The organism is Enterobacter sp. 22499 (assembly GCF_052044815.1).
Taxonomy (GTDB): domain Bacteria; phylum Pseudomonadota; class Gammaproteobacteria; order Enterobacterales; family Enterobacteriaceae; genus Enterobacter; species Enterobacter bugandensis.
Genome location: NZ_JBQENR010000005.1, coordinates 101,909 through 125,249 on the forward strand (window position 1 = coordinate 101,909; position 23,341 = coordinate 125,249).

18 protein-coding genes and 1 pseudogene are annotated in these 23,341 nt (G+C 58.1%); 15 read left to right on the forward strand and 4 right to left on the reverse strand.

What is annotated here, in order from left to right; genetic code table 11:
* Window positions 1–7 precede the first annotated feature (7 nt).
* The 4 genes from arcC (at window position 8) to ACTJI7_RS15715 (ending at window position 3,961) form a co-directional block, all read left to right on the forward strand.
* On the forward strand, window positions 8–919 hold the full coding sequence (gene arcC / locus ACTJI7_RS15700) for a carbamate kinase (RefSeq protein ID WP_047367009.1): 912 nt from the start codon (window positions 8–10) through the stop codon (window positions 917–919).
* A 26-nt stretch (window positions 920–945) separates the two neighbouring features.
* Window positions 946–1,950: an ornithine carbamoyltransferase gene (gene argF, locus ACTJI7_RS15705; RefSeq protein WP_003863360.1), complete on the forward strand. Its 1,005-nt coding sequence runs from the start codon at window positions 946–948 to the stop codon at window positions 1,948–1,950.
* Window positions 1,951–1,997: 47 nt separating this feature from the next.
* Window positions 1,998–3,401 carry a YfcC family protein gene (locus ACTJI7_RS15710; RefSeq protein WP_048957643.1) on the forward strand — a complete coding sequence of 468 codons (1,404 nt, stop codon included), beginning with the start codon at window positions 1,998–2,000 and terminating at the stop codon, window positions 3,399–3,401.
* An 80-nt stretch (window positions 3,402–3,481) separates the two neighbouring features.
* Complete coding sequence (locus ACTJI7_RS15715; RefSeq protein ID WP_440670801.1) at window positions 3,482–3,961, forward strand: arginine repressor; 480 nt, start codon at window positions 3,482–3,484, stop codon at window positions 3,959–3,961.
* A gap of 3 nt (window positions 3,962–3,964) precedes the next feature.
* Here ACTJI7_RS15715 and ACTJI7_RS15720 read toward each other — a convergent pair.
* Window positions 3,965–4,082: pseudogene (locus ACTJI7_RS15720) on the reverse strand (hypothetical protein).
* Here ACTJI7_RS15720 and ACTJI7_RS15725 point away from each other — a divergent pair.
* From ACTJI7_RS15725 to gbpA, 5 genes are all read left to right on the forward strand, one after another.
* Window positions 4,062–4,166, forward strand: a complete 105-nt coding sequence (locus ACTJI7_RS15725; protein WP_022646880.1) for a pyrBI operon leader peptide — start codon at window positions 4,062–4,064, stop codon at window positions 4,164–4,166. The pseudogene ACTJI7_RS15720 and the gene ACTJI7_RS15725 overlap by 21 nt on opposite strands.
* Before the next feature lie 34 nt (window positions 4,167–4,200).
* Entirely contained in the window at window positions 4,201–5,133 is a 933-nt protein-coding gene (pyrB, locus tag ACTJI7_RS15730; protein WP_028015316.1) for an aspartate carbamoyltransferase, read from the forward strand.
* 12 nt (window positions 5,134–5,145) lie between these two features.
* Complete coding sequence (gene pyrI, locus ACTJI7_RS15735; RefSeq protein ID WP_010427352.1) at window positions 5,146–5,607, forward strand: aspartate carbamoyltransferase regulatory subunit; 462 nt, start codon at window positions 5,146–5,148, stop codon at window positions 5,605–5,607.
* A 73-nt stretch (window positions 5,608–5,680) separates the two neighbouring features.
* Window positions 5,681–6,067, forward strand: coding sequence for a 2-iminobutanoate/2-iminopropanoate deaminase (gene ridA, locus ACTJI7_RS15740; protein ID WP_003863373.1), 387 nt, complete (start codon window positions 5,681–5,683; stop codon window positions 6,065–6,067).
* 139 nt (window positions 6,068–6,206) lie between these two features.
* Window positions 6,207–7,658: an N-acetylglucosamine-binding protein GbpA gene (gene gbpA, locus ACTJI7_RS15745; protein ID WP_028015315.1), complete on the forward strand. Its 1,452-nt coding sequence runs from the start codon at window positions 6,207–6,209 to the stop codon at window positions 7,656–7,658.
* Between the two features lie 83 nt (window positions 7,659–7,741).
* Here gbpA and ACTJI7_RS15750 read toward each other — a convergent pair whose 3' ends face one another.
* Together ACTJI7_RS15750 and mgtA are read right to left on the reverse strand one after the other, a co-directional pair.
* Window positions 7,742–10,126, reverse strand: a complete 2,385-nt coding sequence (locus ACTJI7_RS15750) for a beta-N-acetylhexosaminidase (RefSeq protein WP_440670717.1) — start codon at window positions 10,124–10,126, stop codon at window positions 7,742–7,744.
* Window positions 10,127–10,304: 178 nt separating this feature from the next.
* A complete protein-coding gene (gene mgtA, locus ACTJI7_RS15755; RefSeq protein ID WP_048957647.1) occupies window positions 10,305–13,013 on the reverse strand; it encodes a magnesium-translocating P-type ATPase in 2,709 nt (902 codons plus the stop codon).
* A 390-nt stretch (window positions 13,014–13,403) separates the two neighbouring features.
* On the opposite strand from mgtA, the gene treR reads away from it, so the two are divergent.
* The 4 genes from treR (at window position 13,404) to ACTJI7_RS15775 (ending at window position 18,487) form a co-directional block, all read left to right on the forward strand.
* The gene (treR, locus tag ACTJI7_RS15760; protein ID WP_028015312.1) at window positions 13,404–14,351 is read left to right on the forward strand and encodes a trehalose operon repressor TreR; all 948 of its coding nucleotides are present in this window, start codon (window positions 13,404–13,406) and stop codon (window positions 14,349–14,351) included.
* 127 nt (window positions 14,352–14,478) lie between these two features.
* A complete protein-coding gene (treB, locus tag ACTJI7_RS15765) occupies window positions 14,479–15,897 on the forward strand; it encodes a PTS trehalose transporter subunit IIBC (RefSeq protein ID WP_440670799.1) in 1,419 nt (472 codons plus the stop codon).
* Between the two features lie 51 nt (window positions 15,898–15,948).
* A complete protein-coding gene (treC, locus tag ACTJI7_RS15770; protein ID WP_440670714.1) occupies window positions 15,949–17,604 on the forward strand; it encodes an alpha,alpha-phosphotrehalase in 1,656 nt (551 codons plus the stop codon).
* Window positions 17,605–17,740: 136 nt separating this feature from the next.
* Window positions 17,741–18,487 carry an oligogalacturonate-specific porin KdgM family protein gene (locus ACTJI7_RS15775; RefSeq protein WP_440670712.1) on the forward strand — a complete coding sequence of 249 codons (747 nt, stop codon included), beginning with the start codon at window positions 17,741–17,743 and terminating at the stop codon, window positions 18,485–18,487.
* A gap of 8 nt (window positions 18,488–18,495) precedes the next feature.
* Here ACTJI7_RS15775 and ACTJI7_RS15780 read toward each other — a convergent pair whose 3' ends face one another.
* On the reverse strand, window positions 18,496–19,155 hold the full coding sequence (locus ACTJI7_RS15780; RefSeq protein ID WP_041911449.1) for a MurR/RpiR family transcriptional regulator: 660 nt from the start codon (window positions 19,153–19,155) through the stop codon (window positions 18,496–18,498).
* A gap of 179 nt (window positions 19,156–19,334) precedes the next feature.
* Here ACTJI7_RS15780 and ACTJI7_RS15785 point away from each other — a divergent pair, with 179 nt between their 5' ends.
* Together ACTJI7_RS15785 and ACTJI7_RS15790 are read left to right on the forward strand one after the other, a co-directional pair.
* The gene (locus ACTJI7_RS15785) at window positions 19,335–20,732 is read left to right on the forward strand and encodes a PTS fructose transporter subunit IIC (RefSeq protein ID WP_440670710.1); all 1,398 of its coding nucleotides are present in this window, start codon (window positions 19,335–19,337) and stop codon (window positions 20,730–20,732) included.
* 10 nt (window positions 20,733–20,742) lie between these two features.
* Window positions 20,743–23,340, forward strand: a complete 2,598-nt coding sequence (locus ACTJI7_RS15790) for a glycoside hydrolase family 38 C-terminal domain-containing protein (protein WP_440670708.1) — start codon at window positions 20,743–20,745, stop codon at window positions 23,338–23,340.
* The last annotated feature ends 1 nt before the right edge of the window (window position 23,341 follow it).

A 23,341-nucleotide genomic window follows, 5' to 3' on the forward strand; every position in this document is an offset into this window, starting at 1 on the left:
AGCCATCATGGAACGAAAACCCACTCTGGTTGTGGCTCTGGGCGGCAACGCGCTGCTTAAGCGCGGCGAGCCGCTGGAAGCGGATATCCAGCGCCAGAACATCGAGCAGGCCGCCCGCACCATCGCCGGGCTGACGGCGCAGTGGCGCGTGGTGCTGGTGCACGGCAACGGGCCGCAGGTCGGGCTGCTGGCGCTGCAAAACAGCGCTTACGACAAAGTGACGCCCTACCCGCTGGACGTTCTCGGCGCGGAAAGTCAGGGGATGATCGGCTACATGCTCCAGCAGGCGCTGAAAAACAATCTGCCCCAGCGTGAGGTGAGCGTCCTGCTCACCCAGGTGGAAGTGGACGCCGCCGACCCGGCGTTCAGCAACCCGACCAAGTACATCGGTCCGGTGTACAGCGAAGCGCAGGCGAAAGCGCTGGCCGCAGAAAAAGGCTGGACGTTCAGGGCAGACGGCGCCTATTTCCGCCGCGTGGTGCCCTCTCCGCAGCCGAAGCGCATCGTGGAGAGCGACGCCATCACGGCGCTGATCCAGCGCGACCACTTGGTCATCTGCAACGGCGGCGGCGGCGTGCCGGTAGTGGAAAACGCCAACGGCTATCGCGGCGTTGAGGCGGTGATCGACAAAGACCTCTCCGCCGCCCTGCTGGCGCGTCAGATCGAGGCCGACGCCCTGCTGATCCTCACCGATGCCGACGCGGTGTACCTCGACTGGGGCAAGCCGACCCAGCGCCCGCTGGCGCAGGTGACGCCGGAACTGCTTAAAGACATGCCGTTCGACGCCGGATCGATGGGGCCGAAGGTCGCCGCCTGCCGCGAGTTTGTTGAGGCCTGCAACGGCATTGCCGGGATCGGCGCGCTGGCCGACGGCGCGGAGATCCTGGCGGGCGAGAAAGGCACGCTGATTCGTAACTGATCACTCATTTTAAAAAGGATTTAGCCATGACCATCAACCTGAAAAACCGCAACTTCCTCAAACTGCTGGACTACACCCCGGCGGAAATTCAGTACCTGATCGACCTCGCCATCGAGCTGAAGGCGGCCAAAAAAGCCGGGCGCGAAAAGCAGACGCTGGTCGGGAAAAACATCGCCCTGATCTTTGAAAAAACCTCCACCCGCACCCGCTGCGCCTTCGAAGTGGGCGCGTTTGACCAGGGCGCGCAGGTCACCTACCTCGGCCCAAGCGGGTCGCAGATCGGCCATAAAGAGTCGATGAAAGACACCGCCCGCGTGCTGGGCCGCATGTATGACGGCATCGAGTACCGCGGCTACGGCCAGGCCATCGTCGAGGAGCTCGGAGAATACGCGGGCGTGCCGGTATGGAACGGCCTGACCGACGAGTTCCACCCGACGCAAATTCTGGCGGATCTGATGACCATGCTGGAGCACTCCCCGGGCAAAACGCTGCCGGAGCTGAGCTTTGCCTACCTGGGCGATGCGCGTAACAACATGGGCAACTCCCTGATGGTCGGCGCGGCCAAGATGGGGATGGATATCCGCCTTGTGGCACCGAAATCCTTCTGGCCCGAAGCCGGGCTGGTTGAGCAGTGCCGCGCCATCGCCAAAGAAACGGGCGCGCGCATCACCCTCACCGACGATGTGGAAGAAGGCGTGCAGGGCACCGATTTCCTCTACACCGACGTGTGGGTCTCCATGGGCGAGCCGAAGGAGGCCTGGGCCGAGCGCGTCAGCCTGATGAAGCCGTATCAAATCAACGCGGACGTGATGAAGGCCACCGGCAACCCGAACGTCAAGTTCATGCACTGCCTGCCCGCGTTCCACAACGAGCACACTAAAGTGGGCCGCGAGATCGAGATGGCGTACGGCCTGAAGGGGCTGGAGGTGACGGAAGAGGTCTTTGAATCACCGAACTCTATCGTCTTTGACGAAGCAGAAAACCGCATGCACACCATTAAGGCGGTCATGGTGGCGACACTCGGCGACTAATCACCGCCCGGCGCGCCGCGGGGTGCGCCGGGTTTCAGGAGAACATCATGGGCAAGTTCAAGTTTCCCTCCGCTTACACCATTCTCTTTTTTCTGATTGCCGTGGTTGCCGTGCTGACGTGGATTGTTCCGGCCGGGCAGTACCATATGGCGATGAACGAGGCGCTCGGCAAAGAGGTGCCGGTTGCCGGCACCTATGCGCACGTGGCATCGCACCCGCAGGGGCTGGTGTCGGTGCTGATGGCGCCGATTGCCGGGCTGTACGATCCGGAATCCGGCCAGGCCGGGGCGATCGACGTCGCGCTGTTTATCCTGATCATCGGGGGATTTCTCGGGATCGTCACCAAAACCGGAGCGATTGACGCCGGGATCGAGCGCGTCACCACTAAGCTCCGCGGGCGCGAAGAGTGGATGATCCCGATCCTGATGGCGCTGTTTGCCGCAGGCGGCACGATTTACGGCATGGCCGAAGAGTCGCTGCCCTTCTATACCTTACTGGTGCCGGTGATGCTGGCGGCGCGGTTCGATCCGGTGGTTGCCGCGTCCACCGTACTGCTCGGGGCGGGGATCGGCACGCTCGGCTCTACTATTAACCCGTTCGCGACGGTGATCGCTGCCAACGCCGCCGGGATCCCCTTCACCAATGGGATCATGCTGCGCATCGCGCTGCTGGTCATCGGCTGGATCATCTGCGTGGCGTGGGTGATGCGCTATGCCCGTAAGGTGCGCAAAGATCCGTCGCTGTCGATCGTGGCGGATAAACAGGAGGAGAACCTCGCCCACTTCCTCGGCAACAAGGGCGAGCAGTCGCTGGAATTTACCCCGGTGCGCAAACTCATCCTGGTGATTTTCGCCCTCGCTTTCGCGGTGATGATCTACGGCGTGGCGGTGCTGGGCTGGTGGATGGCGGAGATCTCGGCGGTGTTCCTCGCCAGCGCCATTATCGTTGGGCTTATCGCCCGCATGAGCGAAGAGGAGCTGACGTCGACGTTTATCAACGGCGCGCGAGATTTGCTGGGCGTCGCGCTGATTATCGGCATCGCGCGCGGTATCGTAGTGATTATGGATAAGGGCATGATTACCCACACCATTTTGCACAGCGCGGAAGGGCTGGTCACCGGATTGTCGACGGTGGCGTTCATTAACGTGATGTACTGGCTGGAGGTGGTGCTGTCGTTTCTTGTGCCTTCTTCGTCCGGCCTGGCCGTTCTGACGATGCCGATCATGGCGCCCCTTGCCGATTTCGCTAACGTCAACCGCGACCTGGTGGTTACGGCTTACCAGTCGGCGTCCGGCATCGTTAACCTTATCACCCCCACCTCTGCCGTCGTGATGGGCGGGCTGGCTATCGCCCGCGTGCCCTACGTGCGTTATCTGAAATGGGTCGCGCCGCTGCTGGGGATTTTGACGGTGGTGATTATGGTGGCGTTAAGCCTGGGCGCGTTGTTGTGATTTGCCGGATGGCGCTGCGCTTATCCGGCCTACGGATCGGTGCGGTGCCACCGGTTATTTCGGGAACTGATATGGGAACTATGATGGATTACGAAGAGTACTCTCCCAAAGAGCAACTACTGCTAACGGTCTGCCAGCGTCTGATCGCGGAAAAGAGCTATCTCTCTCAGGAAGAGATCCGCCGCGACTTGCAGGAGCGGGGTTTTGAGACCATCAGCCAGTCCACCGTTTCACGTCTGCTCAAGCTGCTTGGCGTCATAAAAATTCGCAATGCCAAAGGGCTAAAGATTTATTCGCTGAATCCCCAGCTGCGCCCTGCCCCCGACGCCGCGCGTACCGTCTCCGAAATGGTGGTGAGCGTGGAGCACAATAGCGAATTTATCCTTATTCATACCGTTGCCGGATATGGCCGCGCGGTGGCGCGTATTCTGGATTATCACCAGTTACCGGAAATTTTAGGCGTGGTGGCGGGAAGCAGTATTGTCTGGGTCGCGCCCCGGGTGGTGAAGCGTACCGCGCTGGTGCACAAGCAAATTAATTATTTACTCAGAATGCATTAATATTCATAAAGAACCGTTTGCATTGAGTAAAGCGTGCATTAAATCGCTTGATCCCAAAAACGAGCTGCGTATAATGCCCGACAATTTGCCGGGAGGAAGCATGGTCAAGCGTGTACGACATAACGTCTTACCGCGTCTGAAATCAGACGCTGGCCTGCCGTTTTTCTTCCCGTTGCTAAACCTATTCCCAGAGCCCCTCATTTGAGGGGCTTTTTTTTGCCCGGCGTCAGGAGATAAACATGAATCCGCTTTATCAAAAACACATCATTTCCATAAACGACCTCAGCCGCGAAGAGCTGGAACTGGTTCTGGAAACCGCGGCAAAACTGAAGGCCAATCCGCAGCCAGAGCTGCTGAAGCACAAGGTGATCGCGAGCTGTTTCTTTGAAGCCTCGACGCGCACCCGCCTCTCCTTTGAAACCTCCATGCACCGCCTGGGCGCGAGCGTGGTGGGCTTCTCGGACAGCAGCAACACGTCGCTGGGCAAAAAAGGCGAAACCCTGGCGGATACCATTTCAGTGATCAGCACCTACGTTGACGCGATTGTGATGCGCCACCCGCAGGAGGGCGCGGCGCGTCTGGCAACCGAGTTTTCTGGCGGTATTCCGGTGCTGAACGCCGGTGACGGCGCCAACCAGCATCCGACGCAAACCCTGCTGGACCTGTTCACCATTCAGGAGACCCAGGGCACGCTTGAAAACCTGAACATCGCCATGGTCGGCGACCTGAAGTACGGCCGCACCGTCCACTCCCTGACCCAGGCGCTGGCGAAATTTAGCGGCAACCGCTTCTTCTTCATCGCCCCGGACGCGCTGGCGATGCCGCAGTACATCCTCGACATGCTGGACGAGAAAGGCATTACGTGGAGCCTGCACGCCAGCATCGAAGAGGTGGTGGGCAACGTGGATATTCTCTATATGACCCGCGTGCAGAAAGAGCGTCTGGATCCGTCCGAATACGCCAACGTGAAGGCGCAGTTCGTGCTGCGCGCCAGCGATCTCGACGGCGCGCGCGACAACATGAAGGTGCTGCACCCGCTGCCGCGCATCGATGAGATTGCCACCGACGTGGATAAAACGCCGCACGCCTGGTACTTCCAGCAGGCCGGGAACGGCATCTTCGCCCGCCAGGCGTTACTGGCACTGGTTCTGAATCGCGAATTAGCTCTGTAAGGGGAGACGACCATGACACACGATAACAAACTCCAGGTTGAAGCCATCAAGCGTGGCACCGTGATTGACCACATCCCTGCGCAGGTGGGCTTTAAGCTGCTGACGCTGTTCAAACTGACCGAAACCGACCAGCGCATTACCATCGGCCTGAACCTGCCGTCCGGCGAAATGGGCCGTAAAGATCTGATCAAGATCGAGAACACCTTCCTGACCGACGAGCAGGTCAACCAGCTGTCGCTGTACGCGCCGGACGCCACGGTTAACCGCATCGACGATTACGACGTGGTGGGCAAATCCCGCCCGAGCCTGCCGGAGCGCATCGAAAGCGTGCTGGTCTGCCCGAACAGCAACTGCATCAGCCACGCCGAGCCGGTTTCGTCCAGCTTTGCAGTGAAAAAGCGCGCCAATGACATCGCGCTCAAATGCAAATACTGCGAAAAAGAGTTTTCCCATTATGTGGTGCTGGCCAACTAATTGAGGTTGGTAATGAAATCCCGGCTGTTATAATGGCCGGGAACATTCTTAACGCTGTAATTCTGGAGAAAAAATGAGCAAAGTACTCGCGACGGAAAATGCACCAGCGGCTATCGGCCCATACGTTCAGGGCGTTGATCTGGGCAGCATGATCATCACCTCTGGCCAGATCCCGGTAAACCCGAAAACCGGTGAAGTACCGGCCGACGTGGCGGCGCAGGCGCGTCAGTCGCTGGAAAACGTGCAGGCTATCGTTGAATCTGCGGGCCTGAAAGTGGGTGATATCGTCAAAACGACGGTGTTCGTGAAAGATCTGAACGACTTCGCCACCGTTAACGCTACGTATGAAGCGTTCTTCACCGAGCACAACGCCACCTTCCCGGCGCGCTCCTGCGTGGAAGTGGCGCGTCTGCCAAAAGACGTGAAAATTGAAATTGAAGCGATCGCCGTACGTCGTTAATACATTTCAATAAACAGAAGGCAGCTCGGGCTGCCTTTTTTATTTCGGTTATTTTTACTCTCCGGGTAAAATGACACAGAGCCAGATCCATTATTAGACTCTCCCTCGCCTAGTAATATTCTCTAATAATGGATGAGTAATGAAACTTTCAAAAATTGCACTTGCCCTCGCAACAGTGACCGTTGCATCTTCGGCATTTGCTCACGGATATATTGAATCTCCTGCCAGCCGCGCCTATATGTGTAAGCTGGGTCAAAATATTGATTGCGGCTCCGTACAGTATGAACCGCAGAGCGTAGAGAAAACCTCCGGCTTCCCGACCGGGGCAGAGCCAGCAGACGGACACCTCGCCAGCGCGGGTATCTCTCAATATTCTCAGCTGGATAAGCAGAGCCTGAATGCGTGGACTAAAAACCCGATGACCGCGGGCCCGCATGAATTTGTCTGGCACCATACTGCGCCGCACAAAACCACCAACTGGCGTTATTACATTACCAAACAAAACTGGGATCCAAATAAGCCGCTAACTCGCGATCAGTTTGAATTAACCCCGTTCTGTACAATTAACGGAAATAGCCAGGCGCCAGCCGTAACTAAATCCATGACCTGTAATGTTCCTGAACGCACAGGCTATCAGGTAATTTACGGCGTATGGGAAATTGCAGATACCACAAACAGCTTCTATCAGGCTATCGACGTTGATTTCGGGAATGGCGGCAACGTTACTCCGGACGAAACGCCTGCGGTTGTGTCCGAGTGGAGCAAAACCCTGAGCGGCCAGATTGCCGGTAATAACCTGAACGTGGGCGATAAAGTTATCGCACGCTTCTTCGACGCCCACGGCGAAGTGACCGCCATGCGCACCGAGATGACCATCGGCTCTGCTGAACAAGGCGACGCTAACCAGTGGTCCTACGATCTGGCGCAGAAGATCAACACCGCGCAGCACGACGTGCGCGTCGGCGTGAAGGATGAAGCCGGTGACATCAGCCCGGTTCACGGCGCCAACAGCGTCTTCGTGAAAGACGGCAGCACCTTACAGTCCGTTGCTATCTCTTATGAAGAGCAGAAAGCGCAGGTGAGCGAAACCATCGCCGTTACCGATCTGCAATACAGCAAAATCGAACATGGCAACGCGACCGTGACCTTCCACGTGAATACGCAGGGTGACGTGAATTTTGAAGCACACGTGATGAACCACCACGGTGCGGAAAAAGGCTACCTGAAGCAGGACATGAACAACAGCAATCAGGACGTCACCATGACCCTGACCGACGTGACCGCCGGTCACCACATGCTGAAATACTACGCGACCAATAAAGACGGCACCCTGTTCGCGCAGGACGTCCTGAACCTGATGCTGGAAGGCGATGCCGCTGCGGATAGCACCGGCCACCACGACTTTACCTTCCCGGACAATATCGCGTCGTACAAGGCAGGTACCGTGGTGCTTCAGCCTAAAGACGGTAAGACCTACGAATGTAAGCCTTTCCCGTACAGCGGTTTCTGCGTGCAGTACAGCCCAACCGCAAACCAGTATGAGCCAGGCGTTGGCGCACACTGGAAAGAGGCGTGGGTTCTGAAGAACTGAGTGGCCTTTATGCCCGGCGGCACTTCGTTTGCCGGGCCTACGCCACGTAGGCCCGGTAAGCGCAGCGCCACCGGGCATGTGTGTTACTGATTTCGCGTGGCGCGTAGCAGCGTCTCCAGCGGATAGACCGCCGCAATCACCACCTCATCCTGCACCTTCGCCGCGCTGTCCAGCTCGCTCTGGATCGACGCGATCTCTTTGTCGTCCAGCGTCCCCTGACGCGCCACCAGATCCGTCAGCCTCAGGCCAATCGAGGCCAGCTTATCCACCTCCAGAATGACCGGCTTAATGGCCTTCAGCTGATAGCTGTTTTCGCTCAAGGCCAGCACGTCGCTGGTGTTGTTCTGCCAGCGGTTAAAGACGTGGCGCAGCGCCTCGGCGCTCTCCGTGTCTTCCGCGTCGCTCACCAGGCGGTCCGCCCACTTGTGCATCTGGCGCACGGTAGCGCTTTCGGCGTTCAGCGCATCTGCAAGTCTGTTAAGCGGCTCAAACTGATGGTAGTTTCCGGCCTGGAACTTCAGGTGCTGGCGGGTGTAATACTGGGCCGGCTCGAGCGCCTGAGCGAGGATTTGCAGCGGCAGGGTGTCGGCACTGTTAGCGAGGCGCGTGAACTGCACCTGCTGCTGGGTATGCTGCTGCAGCCCGACGGACACCGTCGACCAGCTGTCCATCGCCTGCAGGCGGGTATACATATTATCGACGTCGTTGACGTCCTGCGCGGACCACAGCCGCTCCGCCACCGCAAAGGCGCGCGGCCACAGGCGGATGTCCAGCACCGGCGCGACCACGTTTTCCGCCCACAGCGCGGCTTCGCCGCCGAGCAGGTTGGCCTGATTCGCCACGTCCGGCACGACAGGAGGGGTACCTTTCGGCACGTCGTCCAGACGCGCGCCGCTAATCGGGTAGCGGGTGTTTCCCACCAGGAAATAACCGGTGAGTTTGTCGTTATCAACGTTGACCACCGGGCGCGTTTCACCCATCCAGGTGTCGACGGTAAAGGTCACCTGGTTGTCGTCGCGCCACTGAATGTTATTCACCGCCCGACGCGATTTCCCGGCAAAATCAATAAAACCGCGCCAGCCGGCGTCGCCTTTCACCAGCGTAAAGCTGCCTTCCACCGGCTTGCCCTTCAGGCGCGGCATGGAGAAAGCCCAGCTCTGGACGCTGTCGGTGTCCGCTATCACGTCCACGCCATTCAGCCCCTGCGGCACGATTTCGTTGCGGTAGTGATAGGCGGTGGACTGGGGCTGGTCGAGGTAGAAGCCGGTTGAGAGAATGCCCTTATAGCCGTTCTGCGCCACCTGCCCCAGCGCGTCCTGTCCCTGCCAGGACTGGATCAGAATGCTTTTCGGCAGATCGGGATGGTAGATCTCATCCCAGCCGACCATCTGCCGGTGGTGCTTCTCAAGGATCGTCTCCAACTTGCGGTTGAAATACGCCTGCAGCGCGTGGCTGTCCGCCAGTTTGTTGTCGCGCATAAATCTCTGGATCGCCGCGTTTGCCTTCCACTGGCTGTCGTCCACCTCATCGCCGCCGATATGCAGATACGGATCGGGGAAGATCGCCGCCAGTTCGCTGACCATCGCGTCGGCAAAGGTGTAGGTCGCCTCTTTGGTGGGATCCAGCACCGGCTTCAGCACGCCCCAGTGGCGCTCCATAGCGTACGGCCCCGGCGCGCTCATCAGTTCTGGATAGGCGACGGCAATCGCTGAGGCGTGGCCCGGCATATCGATTTCCGGCACCACGCGTATGCCGCGTTCGGCAGCGTAACGCACAATCTCGCGCATCTGCTCAGGGGTGTAGAACAGCCCGTCGCTGGCAAGCTGGGTTAATTTTGGATAACGCTTCGAGGTAAAGCGCCAGCCCTGATCGTCAGTCAGATGCCAGTGCAGGACGTTGAGCTTGGCCGCAGCCATGCCGTCGATCTGACGCTTGATATCGGGTAACGGGATGAAATGGCGCGCCGAATCGAGCAGCAGCCCACGCCACGGGAAGCGCGGCGAATCTTCGATGGTGACCCACGGAATCGAGGTGTTTTCGGCACCGTTCTGCATCAACTGGAGCAAGGTTTCCATTGCGCGCAATGCGCCAAAGCGGGTGTTAGCGGAGATGTTCACGCCGTTGGCATCCACTATGAGTTTGTAGCTCTCATCGCTGTCCGGCAGCGGCTGCGGCTTCACCTTTTTAGCGATGGCGATACGGATGGTCGGCTTGTCAGGTTTTTCGGCCTGTGGCTGTAGCGTCCAGCCGGTTTGCAGCGCAATGCGCTGGCGCAGGCGGTTGACCGCGTCCCCCAGATCGTCGCCGCTGACGCTCACGGAGAGTTGATTGTTAAGCACCAGCGCGCCCTGCGTCGTCGGGCGTTCAACCTTCGCAGGCCAGGGCATCAGGGGAAGATCGCCTGCCGGCGCGGCAAAAGCGGAGGCGCCGAGCATAAGCCCGGCGGTTAAGAGACTGTACCGTAACATGAATGTTCCTTATCTGACGGGCCAAATACAGGCAAAACATTCTGTTAACATGCGTACAAATTGTCGTCAAGCGAATGCGCCGACGGAGATCACAGGTTGTTGAATTTGGGAGGAAAGCCAGATGCCGGGTGGCGGCTTCGCCTTACCCGGCCTACGTTTGGATTGTGGCAAAATGAGCTTACTGCCACCCATATCGACGCGCATAGAACCCTTTCACCATCTGGGTCAGCACCATATAACCCGCAAGAATCGCCACCAGCCACGGGAAGTAGCTCAGCGGCAGCGCCTGCAGCTGCAGGTAGCTTGCCAGCGGCGAGAACGGCAGCGCGATACCCAGCGCCATCACAATGCCCGTCATTACAATCAGCGGCCACGCGGCACGGCTCTGGATAAACGGAATGCGGCGCGTGCGGATCATGTGCACAATCAGCGTCTGGGACAGCAGCCCTACCACGAACCAGCCGGACTGGAACAGCGTCTGGTGTTCCGGGGTGTTGGCGTGGAACACAAACCACATCAGGCAGAAGGTCAGAATGTCGAAGATGGAGCTGATCGGCCCAAAGAACAGCATGAAGCGGCCCAAATCGGCCGGGTTCCAGCGCTGCGGCTTCTGGATCTGCTCGTCATCCACGTTATCAAACGGGATCGCTACCTGAGAGACATCGTACATCAGGTTCTGGATCAGCAGGTGCAGCGGCAGCATCGGCAGGAACGGCAGAAACGCGCTCGCCACCAGCACGCTGAAGACGTTACCGAAGTTGGAGCTGGCGGTCATTTTGATGTATTTGAGCATGTTGGCGAAGGTGCGACGCCCTTCGATGACGCCCTCCTCCAGCACCATCAGGCTCTTTTCCAGCAGGATGATATCCGCCGCTTCACGGGCGATATCCACGGCGCCGTCCACGGAGATGCCAATGTCCGCCGCACGCAGCGCGGGCGCATCGTTGATGCCGTCGCCCATAAAGCCCACCACGTGCCCTTCACGACGCAGCAGCGTCACAATGCGCTCTTTGTGCATCGGCGTCAGGCGGGCAAACAGCGTCGTGCGCTGGGCAAGCTGCGCCAGTTCGTCGTCGGTGAGGTGCTCAATGTCGCTCCCAACCACCACGTCGCCCGCGTCCAGCCCCACTTCGTGACACACTTTGGCCGCCACCAGCTCGCTGTCGCCGGTGAGAATTTTGACGGTGATGCCGCTCGCCTTCAGCGCCTTCAGCGCCGGTGCGGTGGTCTCTTTCGGCGGATCGAGGAATGCGATGTAACCCTCGAGGATCAAATCGGATTCGTCGATACGCTGATAGTCCCCCTCCCGCGCGGGCAGGAATTTGCTCGCCACCGCCACCACGCGCAGCCCCTGACGATTCAGGTTGTCGGTGACGCGCTTGATGCGGCGCAGCATGGTGTCGTCCAGCGGCACGATCTCCCCGTTATGGCGCACCTGCGTGGAGACGTTCAGGATCTCCTGCAGCGCGCCTTTGCAGATCAGCTGGTGCACGTCCGGCTGCTCGCTGACCACCACCGACATGCGGCGGCGCTCGAAGTCGAACGGGATTTCGTCCACCTTCTGCCAGCGGCCGGAGAGCGTACGGGCGGCCTCCTCGTCCACGCCTTCCAGCACCGCCACGTCGAGCAGGTTTTTCAGCCCGGTCTGGTAGTGGCTGTTCAGCCACGCGCTGTGGAGCACGCGCTCGCTGGTTTTACCGGCGATGTCGGTGTGGTTCTCCAGCACGATTTTATCCTGCGTCAGGGTGCCGGTTTTATCGGTGCAGAGAATGTCCATTGCGCCAAAGTTCTGGATGGCGTCGAGGTGTTTGACGATCACCTTTTGTTTAGAGAGTTTGACCGCCCCGCGCGCCAGCGTGGAGGTAACAATCATCGGCAGCATTTCCGGCGTCAGGCCGACGGCCACGGAGAGCGCAAACAGCGCCGCCTCCCACCAGTCGCCCTTGGTGTAGCCGTTGATCAGCAGCACGATTGGCGTCATAACCATCATAAAGCGGATCAGCAGCATGCTGACGCGGCCAATGCCTTTCTGGAACGCATTCGGCTCGCTCTCCTGCTCGCTGACGCGCCCGGCAAGCTGTCCAAACCAGGTATTGCCGCCGGTGGCGGTGACAATCGCCTGCGCCGTGCCGCTGACCACAGTGGTGCCCATAAAGCACAGGGTGTCGCACTCGAGCGGGTTCATCTGCTGCGGGTCGCGGCTGCGCGATACCTTCTCAACGGGCAGGGACTCGCCGGTCAGGGAGGCCTGCGCCACGAACAGATCCCGCGCCTGGATGATGCGTAAATCCGCCGGGATCATGTCTCCCGCCGCCAGCTTCACCAGATCGCCCGGCACCAGCTGGTCAATGGGCAGCTCAACCCAGGCGTTTTCGCCGAGGTCGTTAATCACGCGCGAGACGGTCGCGGTGTTGCTGACCATCGCCTTCAGGGCGTCCGCCGCTTTGGTGGAGCGGGCTTCCTGAATGAAGTTCAGCAGCGTGGAGATACCCACCATCAGGGCAATCACGCCCGCGGCAAAGAGATCTTCCGTCGCGTAAGAGATAATGCCGAGCACGGTCAGCAGCAGGTTGAACGGGTTGCGGTAGCAGAGCCACAGGTGCACCCACCACGGAGAGGGCTTCTGCGCCGGGATCTGGTTATCGCCGTGCACGGCGCGGATTTTTTCCACTTCAGACGCGTTCAGCCCTTCCGGATGGCCGCCAAAGGCGCGCCAGACTTCGTTTTCATCCATCGCCGCCACGTTCAGGCAGCGTTCGGTCAGGGACGCCGGGATCGCCGCTCCCGCCATGTTTTTGGCATTGGGCAGCGGATCGCGCTGAACAAGACGGTGTGGCAGATGGCGGCTCAGCAGCGCCTGCAGCTGCCGGGTGATATTTTTAAACATAGACATTCCTCCGCATCCGCCAGGCGGACGCAGCATTCCCTTCAGGCGTGGCAAAGCCGTACCTGTCAGGCACTCAATTTTTCAAGCAGGAACGTTTGGGACGTTGCTGCCTCACATTACCGGTGAGACAGCAAAAGCTGGCTTACCGGAAAGAACAAATTCTCCCTTTCAGGAGAGGTGCGGGATCGGGATCCATAAAGCCTCCGGTAAGTAAAAAAACAGGGTGTCGCCGCGCAGTATAAAGATTTAAGCGTACCCTTTGTGACGATTCGGGCGGTATTATACGCGCCTGCAAATAAACAGTACGTAAACCAGACTTTGCCCATAGCGAAATCGCGCTATAGCATTAGGCTCAATTGACCATTTTGTCGTTGTTACAGGGAAAACAGCATGCAGAACCGCCTTACGATTAAAGACATCGCGCGTTTAAGCGGCGTGGGGAAATCAACCGTCTCACGCGTGCTGAACAACGAAAGCGGCGTCAGCGAACGCACCCGCGAGCGCGTTGAGGCGGTCATGAATCAGCACGGTTTTTCCCCTTCCCGCTCCGCGCGCGCCATGCGCGGGCAGAGCGATAAAGTGGTTGCGATCATCGTTTCGCGTCTGGATTCCCTCTCCGAAAACCTCGCCGTTCAGACCATGCTGCCTGCCTTCTACGAGCAGGGCTATGATCCGATCATGATGGAGAGCCAGTTCTCGCCACAGCTGGTGGAAGAACATCTCGGCATGCTCCAGCGCCGTAACATTGACGGCGTGGTGCTGTTTGGTTTTACCGGCATTGACGAGGAGATGCTGAAACACTGGCAGCCGTCGCTGGTGCTGCTGGCGCGCGATGCCCACGGTTTTGCCTCCGTCTGTTATGACGATGAGGGGGCGATTATCACCCTGATGCAGCGCCTGTACGAAGAAGGCCACCGCCACATCAGCTATCTGGGCGTGCCGCACGCGGACGTTACCACCGGCAAGCGCCGCCACGAAGCCTATCTGGCCTTTTGCAAAAAGCACAATCTCCCTGCCGTGGCCTCCCTGCCGGGGCTGGGCATGAAGCAGGGCTACGAGCAGGTCGCCAGCGTCCTGACGCCGCAGACCACCGCGCTGGTGTGCGCCACGGACACCCTTGCGCTGGGTGCCAGCAAGTATCTGCAGGAGCAGCGCATTGATAACCTGCAGGTGGCGAGCGTCGGCAGCACGCCGCTGATGAAGTTCCTGCACCCTGAAATTATCACCGTCGATCCGGGCTACGCCGAGTCCGGCAGACAGGCCGCCGCACAGCTGATCGAGCAGATCAACGGGCGGAGCGAGCCGCGCCAGATCGTTATTCCTGCCCGTCTCTCATAACCCCCCTGAATCGTTTATTGTGATCTTCGCCCGATTTCGGGAACGTTCCCATTTTCGCCGTCACGCTGAAGGAGTAGGCTTGCGCTCAGGTCATTACCCCCCTCAACATCTGTCATGAGGTTTCATGATGAGTAAAGTCAAACAAGCAGATATCGATCGGCTGATCGTCCTGGTCGGCGGCCGCGAAAACATCGCCACCGTCAGCCATTGCATTACCCGCCTGCGCTTCGTGCTGAACGATCCGGCCAAGGCCAACCCGAAGGCGATTGAAGAGCTTTCCATGGTGAAAGGCTGCTTCACCAACGCCGGACAGTTCCAGGTGGTGATTGGTACCGAAGTGGGCGATTACTATCAGGCTCTGCTGGCGACCACCGGACACTCTTCTGCCGATAAAGAGCAGGCGAAGAAGGCGGCGCGCCAGAATATGAAATGGCACGAGCAGCTGATTTCCCACTTTGCAGAAATCTTCTTCCCGCTGCTGCCGGCGCTGATCAGCGGGGGCTTAATTTTGGGCTTCCGTAACGTCATCGGCGATGTGCCGATGAGCAACGGTAAAACCCTGGCGCAGATGTACCCGGCGCTGCAAAGCATCTATGACTTCCTGTGGCTGATTGGCGAGGCGATTTTCTTCTATCTGCCGGTGGGGATTTGCTGGTCCGCGGTGCGCAAGATGGGCGGTACGCCAATTCTCGGTATCGTACTGGGCGTCACGCTGGTCTCTCCGCAGTTAATGAACGCTTACTTACTTGGTCAGCAGGTGCCTGAGGTATGGAACTTCGGCCTGTTTACCATCGCCAAGGTGGGCTATCAGGCGCAGGTCATTCCGGCCCTGCTGGCGGGTCTGGCGCTGGGCTTTATTGAGACGCGTCTGAAGCGCATCGTGCCGGATTACCTCTACCTGGTGGTGGTGCCGGTCTGCTCGCTGATCCTGGCCGTCTTCCTGGCGCACGCTTTTATCGGTCCGTTTGGCCGCATGATCGGCGACGGCGTGGCCTTCGCGGTGCGTCATCTGATGACCGGCAGCTTCGCGCCAATCGGTGCCGCGCTGTTTGGCTTCCTGTATGCCCCGCTGGTGATCACCGGCGTGCACCAGACCACGCTGGCCATCGATATGCAGATGATCCAGAGCCTCGGCGGTACCCCAGTCTGGCCGATTATCGCCCTCTCTAACATTGCGCAGGCCTCTGCGGTGACCGGCATCATTATCGTTAGCCGTAAGCACAACGAGCGTGAGATCTCCGTTCCGGCGGCCATCTCCGCCTATCTCGGCGTCACCGAACCGGCGATGTACGGCATCAACCTTAAGTACCGATTCCCGATGCTCTGCGCGATGATCGGCTCTGGCCTGGCGGGCCTGCTGTGCGGCCTGAACGGCGTGATGGCGAACGGGATTGGCGTCGGCGGCCTGCCGGGGATCCTCTCCATCCAGCCTACTTTCTGGCAGGTGTTTGCCCTGGCAATGGCGGTGGCGATTATCGTCCCCATGGCGCTCACCACCGTGGTTTACCAGCGTAAGTTCCGTCAGGGCACGCTGCAGATTGTTTAACTTCATCTTTCGGGGCGCAGTTGCGCCCCTTCGCATTTGCAGGAACGCACTATGAATACCCTTCTTCACTGGTGGCAGAACGGCGTCATCTACCAGATTTACCCAAAGAGTTTTCAGGACACCACCGGCAGCGGCACCGGCGATCTGCGCGGCGTGACGCAGCGGCTGGATTACCTGAAAACCCTCGGCATCGACGCCATCTGGCTGACGCCGTTTTATATTTCCCCGCAGGTGGATAACGGCTACGACGTGGCGAATTACACCGCCATCGACCCGTCCTTTGGCACGCTGGATGACTTTGACGAGCTGGTTGCCGAAGCGCACGAACGCGGCATTCGCATCGTGCTGGATATGGTGTTTAACCATACCTCCACGCAGCACGCCTGGTTCCGCGAGTCGCTGAACAAAGAGAGCCCGTACCGCCAGTTCTACATCTGGCGCGACGGCACGCCGGAGCAGCTCCCCAACAACTGGCGCTCCAAGTTTGGCGGCAACGCCTGGCGCTGGCACGCCGAGAGCGAGCAGTATTATCTTCACCTTTTCGCGCCCGAGCAGGCGGATCTCAACTGGGAAAACCCGGCGGTGCGCGCCGAGCTGAAAAAGGTATGCGAGTTCTGGGCCGATCGCGGCGTGGACGGCTTGCGTCTGGACGTGATTAACCTCATCTCTAAAGACCAGGATTTCCCGGACGACACCATTGGCGACGGTCGCCGCTTCTACACTGACGGCCCGCGCATCCACGAATATCTCCAGGAGATGAGCCGCGACGTCTTCACCCCGCGCAACCTGATGACGGTGGGCGAGATGTCGTCAACCTCGCTGGAGAACTGCCAGCAGTACGCGTCGCTCGACGGGCGCGAGCTGTCGATGACCTTTAACTTCCACCACCTGAAGGTGGACTACCCCGGCGGCGAAAAGTGGACGAAGGCAAAGCCGGACTTCGTGGCGCTGAAAACCCTTTTCCGCCACTGGCAGCAGGGCATGCACAACAAAGCCTGGAACGCGCTGTTCTGGTGTAACCACGACCAGCCGCGCATCGTGTCGCGCTTTGGCGACGAAGGGGAACACCGCGTTCACGCTGCAAAGATGCTCGGCATGGTGCTGCACGGCATGCAGGGCACGCCGTATATCTACCAGGGTGAAGAGCTGGGCATGACCAACCCGCACTTCAGCCGCATCACCGACTACCGCGACGTGGAAAGCCTGAACATGTTCGCCGAACTGCGGGCCAATGGCCGCGAGCCGGATGAATTACTGGCGATTCTGGCGAGTAAATCCCGCGATAACGGCCGAACCCCAATGCAGTGGGACGCGTCGCACAATGCGGGCTTTACCGAGGGCGAGCCGTGGATTGGGGTCTGCGATAACTATGAAACCGTGAATGCCCGTACGGCGCTGGACGACCCGGATTCAGTGTTCTACACCTATCAGTCGCTGATTCGTCTGCGCAAAACCCTCCCGGTGCTGACGTGGGGAGATTATGACGATCTGCTGCCGGAACACCCTTCCCTGTGGTGCTATCGCCGCCAGTGGCAGGGCCAGACGCTGATGGTGGTGGCGAACCTGAGCCGAGAGCGCCAGCAGTGGCAGCCGGACCCGGTACAGGGCGCATGGCAGGTCGCACTTAGCAACTATGAGGACGTCCCCTCACGTCCCGATACGCTGCAACTGCGCCCGTTTGAAGCCATCTGGTGGGTGCAGGAATAAACGTCAGGAGATACAGCATGCTGTATCTCCTTTTTTTATGTTTAGCGATACGCTAAATGTACGACGATAACTTTTACATCACGGCGTACCGAAAATAAAAATAGTCCTGCCAATTAAATAACCTCGGCAGGACATGATGAAAAAGACAATTATTAAAGTAACGTGTATTAGCGCATTATTATTGAGCACACAGGGATGGTGCGGAAATACGTCCATCGACCTTCGCTTTGGCCATAATACGCGCTCTGACGTAAATGATTCTCGTATTAAGGTTATGCATCAGGCGGATAACGGTTTTTACTTCTCCGTTGAAGCCGCACAAAACCATAACGACACCTTTTTTGGTGATACCGACCGAAATAATCCCGATGACAAAGGATTAACGGAGGCGGCACAGGAGATTGAAACGCGCTGGCGCTTCAATCTGGGCAATGGCTTTGCCGTTGCGCCTGGCATGGTGACGGTTTTCACCCCCAGTAATACCCACTATCGCCCCTTCATTCAGGGCTGGAAAGCGTTCGATAACGGTCTGAACCTCTCTGCCCGTTACCGTTATAACACCATCAATGACGCGCACAGCGACAAAGAACTCGACGGCAGCGGCTATACCCGCCGTCAGTCACACCAGTTCGACATTTGGTTCGCGTACAACATTGGCAAATTCGGTATGTCCTACAACCCGCGCTTCCGCTGGCAGGATAATGTCGATCAGGGAACCGGGGATGATACCTACTGGGAGCATACCGTTGCGTTCAACTACCAGCTCGACGATGGCTGGACGCCTTACGTCGAGCTGGTGTCACTGGATAAAACCTATATCAACAATGATGGCAACCATGAAAATGATTATGCCGTACGTCTGGGGATAGTGAAGCAGCTCTGATGGCCTGACTACACCGTATCGTGCTGCAGCAGCCTGCAGCCGATACGGTCCACGGCGCTTAACAGTTCAAGCTGGCCCTCCCGCTGATACAGCGATACCGCGTTAATGTCGATCGATAACGGCCAGCATAGCGTTGAGATCGACGCCAGCGTCGCCCCCTGACGGGTAATTGCAATAATCTTTAAGCCCTTGCGCAGTGCGTTTCGCGCCATTTCTATCAGCGACTGTGTCTCCCCGGATTTGCTGATCAGCACCAGCGTCCCCTTCGATACCCGTGTCAGCTGGTGCATGTCATTCAAAATAAGATGCGGCAGGCTCGCCAGCGATAAAAAGCGCGACAGGTAGTTGAGGCTGGTAAGCGAGGCACCGCGTGCGTACAGATAGATATGGCTGGAATGGATGAGCAGCCTGGACACCTCCGCCACAATGTCGTCCGCCTGCGGACCCGCGTCGGGCACTGCAGGCGCAGGGGTAAAATGATCGCGTAAAAAACGATACCGAAGCTCGGTATAGCTTTTATACCCCATTTTTTTACACACACGATTAACGGATGTTGTCGTTGTAAAGGTATCACGGGCAATCTCTTTTGCCGAAATATTAGAAATATTACACGCGTGATGCTGAATGTATTCAAATATCAAGCGTTCACTTCCCTGGAATGAATTCATATATTACACCCTGTTTAATCCCGGCATGATATTAACACAACAGAGAAATAGTCTCTGGAAGGCGCTTCACACATTGCATTTACGCGTATCGCGATACGTAATTAGTATTAGCAAACGTTAAAAACTGTTTTAGGTTCTCTTTATACTTTCCCTGTTTTCACATCCAGGGAATTATGACAATGACGAAACAGAAAGTTGTCGCGGTAACGGCCTGCCCGACGGGCATTGCACATACCTTTATGGCGGCGAATAAAATTATTGCATGGGCTAAAGAGCATAATATTGAGGTGAAGGTCGAAACGCAGGGCAGCGACGGCGTTAAAAATCGCTTAACGAAGCAGGATATTGCCTCCGCCACGGCCATTATTCTGGCAACCGACGTCCCCATTCAGGATGCCGAGCGCTTTGAAAACATTCCCCACCTTCAGACCCGCACGCAAGAGCTGATCAAGCATACCGATCGCTATCTGCGTCAGGCGCTTGCCATGGAAAAAAACGTCACGACTGTCGTACATGAAGACGAACTCCAGCCTTCGGCTTACCAGATTTTTATCGGCCATATCATGGCGGCCATCAGCTATATGCTGCCGGTGGTGGTCATGGGCGGGCTGATGATGGCAACGGCCAAAATTACCGGCCAGTTTATTAACATCGACCATTCGCCGTTCAGCGTGCTGGATAAAGTGGGCTTTATGACCATTAAGTTCATGTATCCGGTTTTCGCCATGTATCTGGCGTTTTCCATTGCTGGCAAACCGGCGCTGATCCCCGGACTTATCGGCGGCATCATGTCAGACGAGGTCTACAAGCGCTTCTTTGATATCGAAGGCTTTATGCCGTCCGGCTTTTTCGGCGCGATCGGCATTGGCTTTTTTGTGGGCTATCTGGTGCGCTGGCTGAATGATTCCATTCACGTCCGCCAACAGCTCACCACCATCAAGACCATGCTGGTCGTCCCGCTCATCACCGGCATTACGCTGGTGATGGTCATGGAATATTTGATTAACCCGATTTTTGGCTCGCTTAACCAGCTGATGGTGGTCTTTTTTACCTCGGCAGGTGACACCGGGCGCGGATTCTATTCCGCGATGATCGCCGCAGGCACCGCGTTCGATCTGGGCGGCCCGGTCAACAAGGCGGCAGGCTCAGTCGCGCTCGGCCTGAATGGCATGAGCGAAACGTTTGATCTCACCGCCCGCGAACTCTCCATCGTGATCCCCTCTATTGGCGTCGGCTTTGCCGCGTTCCTCAACGGCCGCTTTGGACTACCGGATGTTTTTAGCCGGGAAGAGAAAACCGTTGGCAGCACCTCGTTGCTGTTGGGCGTGATTGGGATCTCCGAAGGCGCGATCCCGTTCATCCTGAAAAACCCACGTCTGATCCCGGTGTTCATGACCGGTGCCGTCGCCGGCGCGCTGGTCGCCATTGCACTCGGCGTGAAGCAGACGCTGCCGCTGCCGGCCATCTGGGGCTGGCCGCTGGCAACCAACGTGGCGGGCTACCTGGCGAGCGTCTTTATTGGCGCACTGATTTGCGCCCTGGGCGTGCTTTACGTCAGCTCAAAGAACGCCAGCTAAGGGGAAGGTCATGAATCAGATCCACGTCATTGCCCATACGCACTGGGATCAGGAGTGGTATTTCACCCGTCAGGACAGCATGGTGCTGGCGTCATATAACTTTGCGGACGTCATCGACACGCTGGAGCACGACCCGGCTTACAGCTGCTATCACCTTGACGGACAGATGGCGGTGGTAGAAGACTTTCTCGCCATCAATCCCGATTATCGCACCAGGCTGGAGACGCTGGTCAGAGCGAAAAGGATTTTTGTGGGGCCGTGGTATACCCAGACGGATACCTACAACGTGCATGGCGAATCCATTATCCGCAACCTCAAATACGGCATCTTCTCTGCCCGTAAGCTGGGGCACGCCATGCAGGTTGGGTATCTTCCGGATACCTTCGGCCACAATGCGCAGATGCCCACGATTTTGCAGGGCTGCAATATCGACAACATCGTCTTCTGGCGCGGCATCGATCACGACAGACAGGCGAAAAGCAGCCAGTTCCTCTGGCGCGCGCCGTCAGGGGCGACCGTTATCGCCTGCGCGATGGCGCTCGGTTATGGCGCGGCTAAAAACATCTCTTCAGACGCGAGCCATTTGCAGGGAAAAATCTATCCGATGGTCAATCTCCTGCGCTCGCGGGCCGGAATAAATGACCTGCTGCTGCCCTGCGGCGGCGATCAGGTCAGTATCGACCCGGCGCTGCCGAAAATCCTGCAGGTCGCCAGCGCACGCTCCCCGGATGAGGACCATTACGTCATCAGTTCGCTGGAGCGCTACGTCGACATTCTGCGCGCGCAGCGTGAGCAGTTTGAATTCTGGGAAGGAGAGCTGAAATCGCCGCGCTACACCCGCATCCATAAAACGATCGGCTCCGTGCGCTACGACATTAAAAAGAAAAATTATGCAGTTGAGCAGTTCATCCTGCGGCAGCTGGAGCCGACAATCGCCATGGCGCGTCATCAGGGGCTCCCGGTCAACCTCTCGGTGGTCGATACGCTCTGGAAGAAGCTGTTGCGAAGCCATGCTCATGACTCCATCGGCGGCTGTAACAGCGATGCCACCAACCGCGATATTTTGCATCGACTGGAGCAAACCGAACAGCTGTGCCACAGCCTGTGGAATCTGGTGGTGAAAACCCTGGCCGCCGCCTGCGCTCGGGAAGGCGATCTGCTGATTTTTAACCCGCTGGGCACGCAAACGCAGCGCGTGGTGAAAACCACTCTCTATAGCCGCGCTGAAAATATCGCCCTGATGTATCAGGGGCAGGCCATCCCCTTCGACGTCCTGAAAAGAGACGTGTTGCCCGGCGGAACGGCGATCTCCCTTAACGCCGAAGGCGAGTGTGAAACGCCCCTTCCCCCTTATTACCGCTGGCACGTTGCTGTGAAAACACCGGTTCTGCCGCCGGTCGGCTATCTCAGCGTTAACGTTGAAGATGACCCGGCGCCTTTCCGGCAGCCTGAACAGACAACGGGCAGCGAGATAGAGAATGCACAGTATCGATTAACGCTGGACGACGGAACGCTAACCCTGCACGACAAACGCAGCGGCAGATGCATCCCCTCGTTCTTTACCCTTGAAGACTGTGCAGATGCGGGCGACAGCTACGATTTCTCACCGCTTGCGGGCGATACGCCGACGCGATGCGACCATTTCACGCTCGTCGACTGCCTGAAAACGCCGCTTGTCGAAAAGCTGATCGTTGAAGCCACACTGTTTCTTCCGCCAGATCTCGCCGGACGCCAGGATACTGCCCGAACGCCGTTATCCCTTCGTCTGGAGTGTACATTACGCGAAGACGATCCGAACCTGTACGTCGAGGCTTCGCTGGAAAACAGCCACTGCGATCACCGGCTACGTTTACTGATCGGCAGCGATATTCGCAACCGTCACGCTATCGCCTCCCAGCCCTTCGCGATAATCCAGCGCGATACGGGGTGTGAGAGTGAAAACTGGCAGGAGCGCTATCGCGAGATGCCCGTGGATATCGAAACCACCGAAGGCATTATTGCTGTCGCGGAAGCGGGCAAAGCGCTGGTGGTGAATAGTCGCGGTATGAAGGAATTTCAGATTATTGGCAGCGAACCCGCGACGATTGCCCTGACGTTGTTTAAAGCGACGGGCGTGCTCGGGCGCAACGATCTCGACTGGCGACCGGGCCGTGCGTCCGGCATTAATAATACGGTGGTTGAGACCCCCGACGCCCAGTTACTGAAACCGCTGCACTTTTCATTTACCGTCGCGCTGGCCGACAGAGCCGATCATCTCACGCTTCGCCAACTGGAAAACCAGGCTGCGGGACAGCCTTTCACCTATCAGCGGCAATCGTTACACACGCTCGATCACCGCCTTGAGCGCTTTGCGTTGCGTCTGCCTGAGCATCAGCTTCCGGCACAATTCTCATTATTGAGCCTGCCGGAGCCGCTAGTCCTTTCTGCCCTGCCCCATGCGCAATGGTCGAATGGCACCGTCGTCCGGGTGTTTAACGCCGGGACGCAGCCGGTTCCCGTCCCGGAAAGTCTGGTGGGGCTATGTCAGATCAACTATCTGGAAGAGCCTGTGCCGCCAGTAACGGCAATCCCCCCTTTCGCAACCTGCGATTTTTTGATGGAGGCTTAAT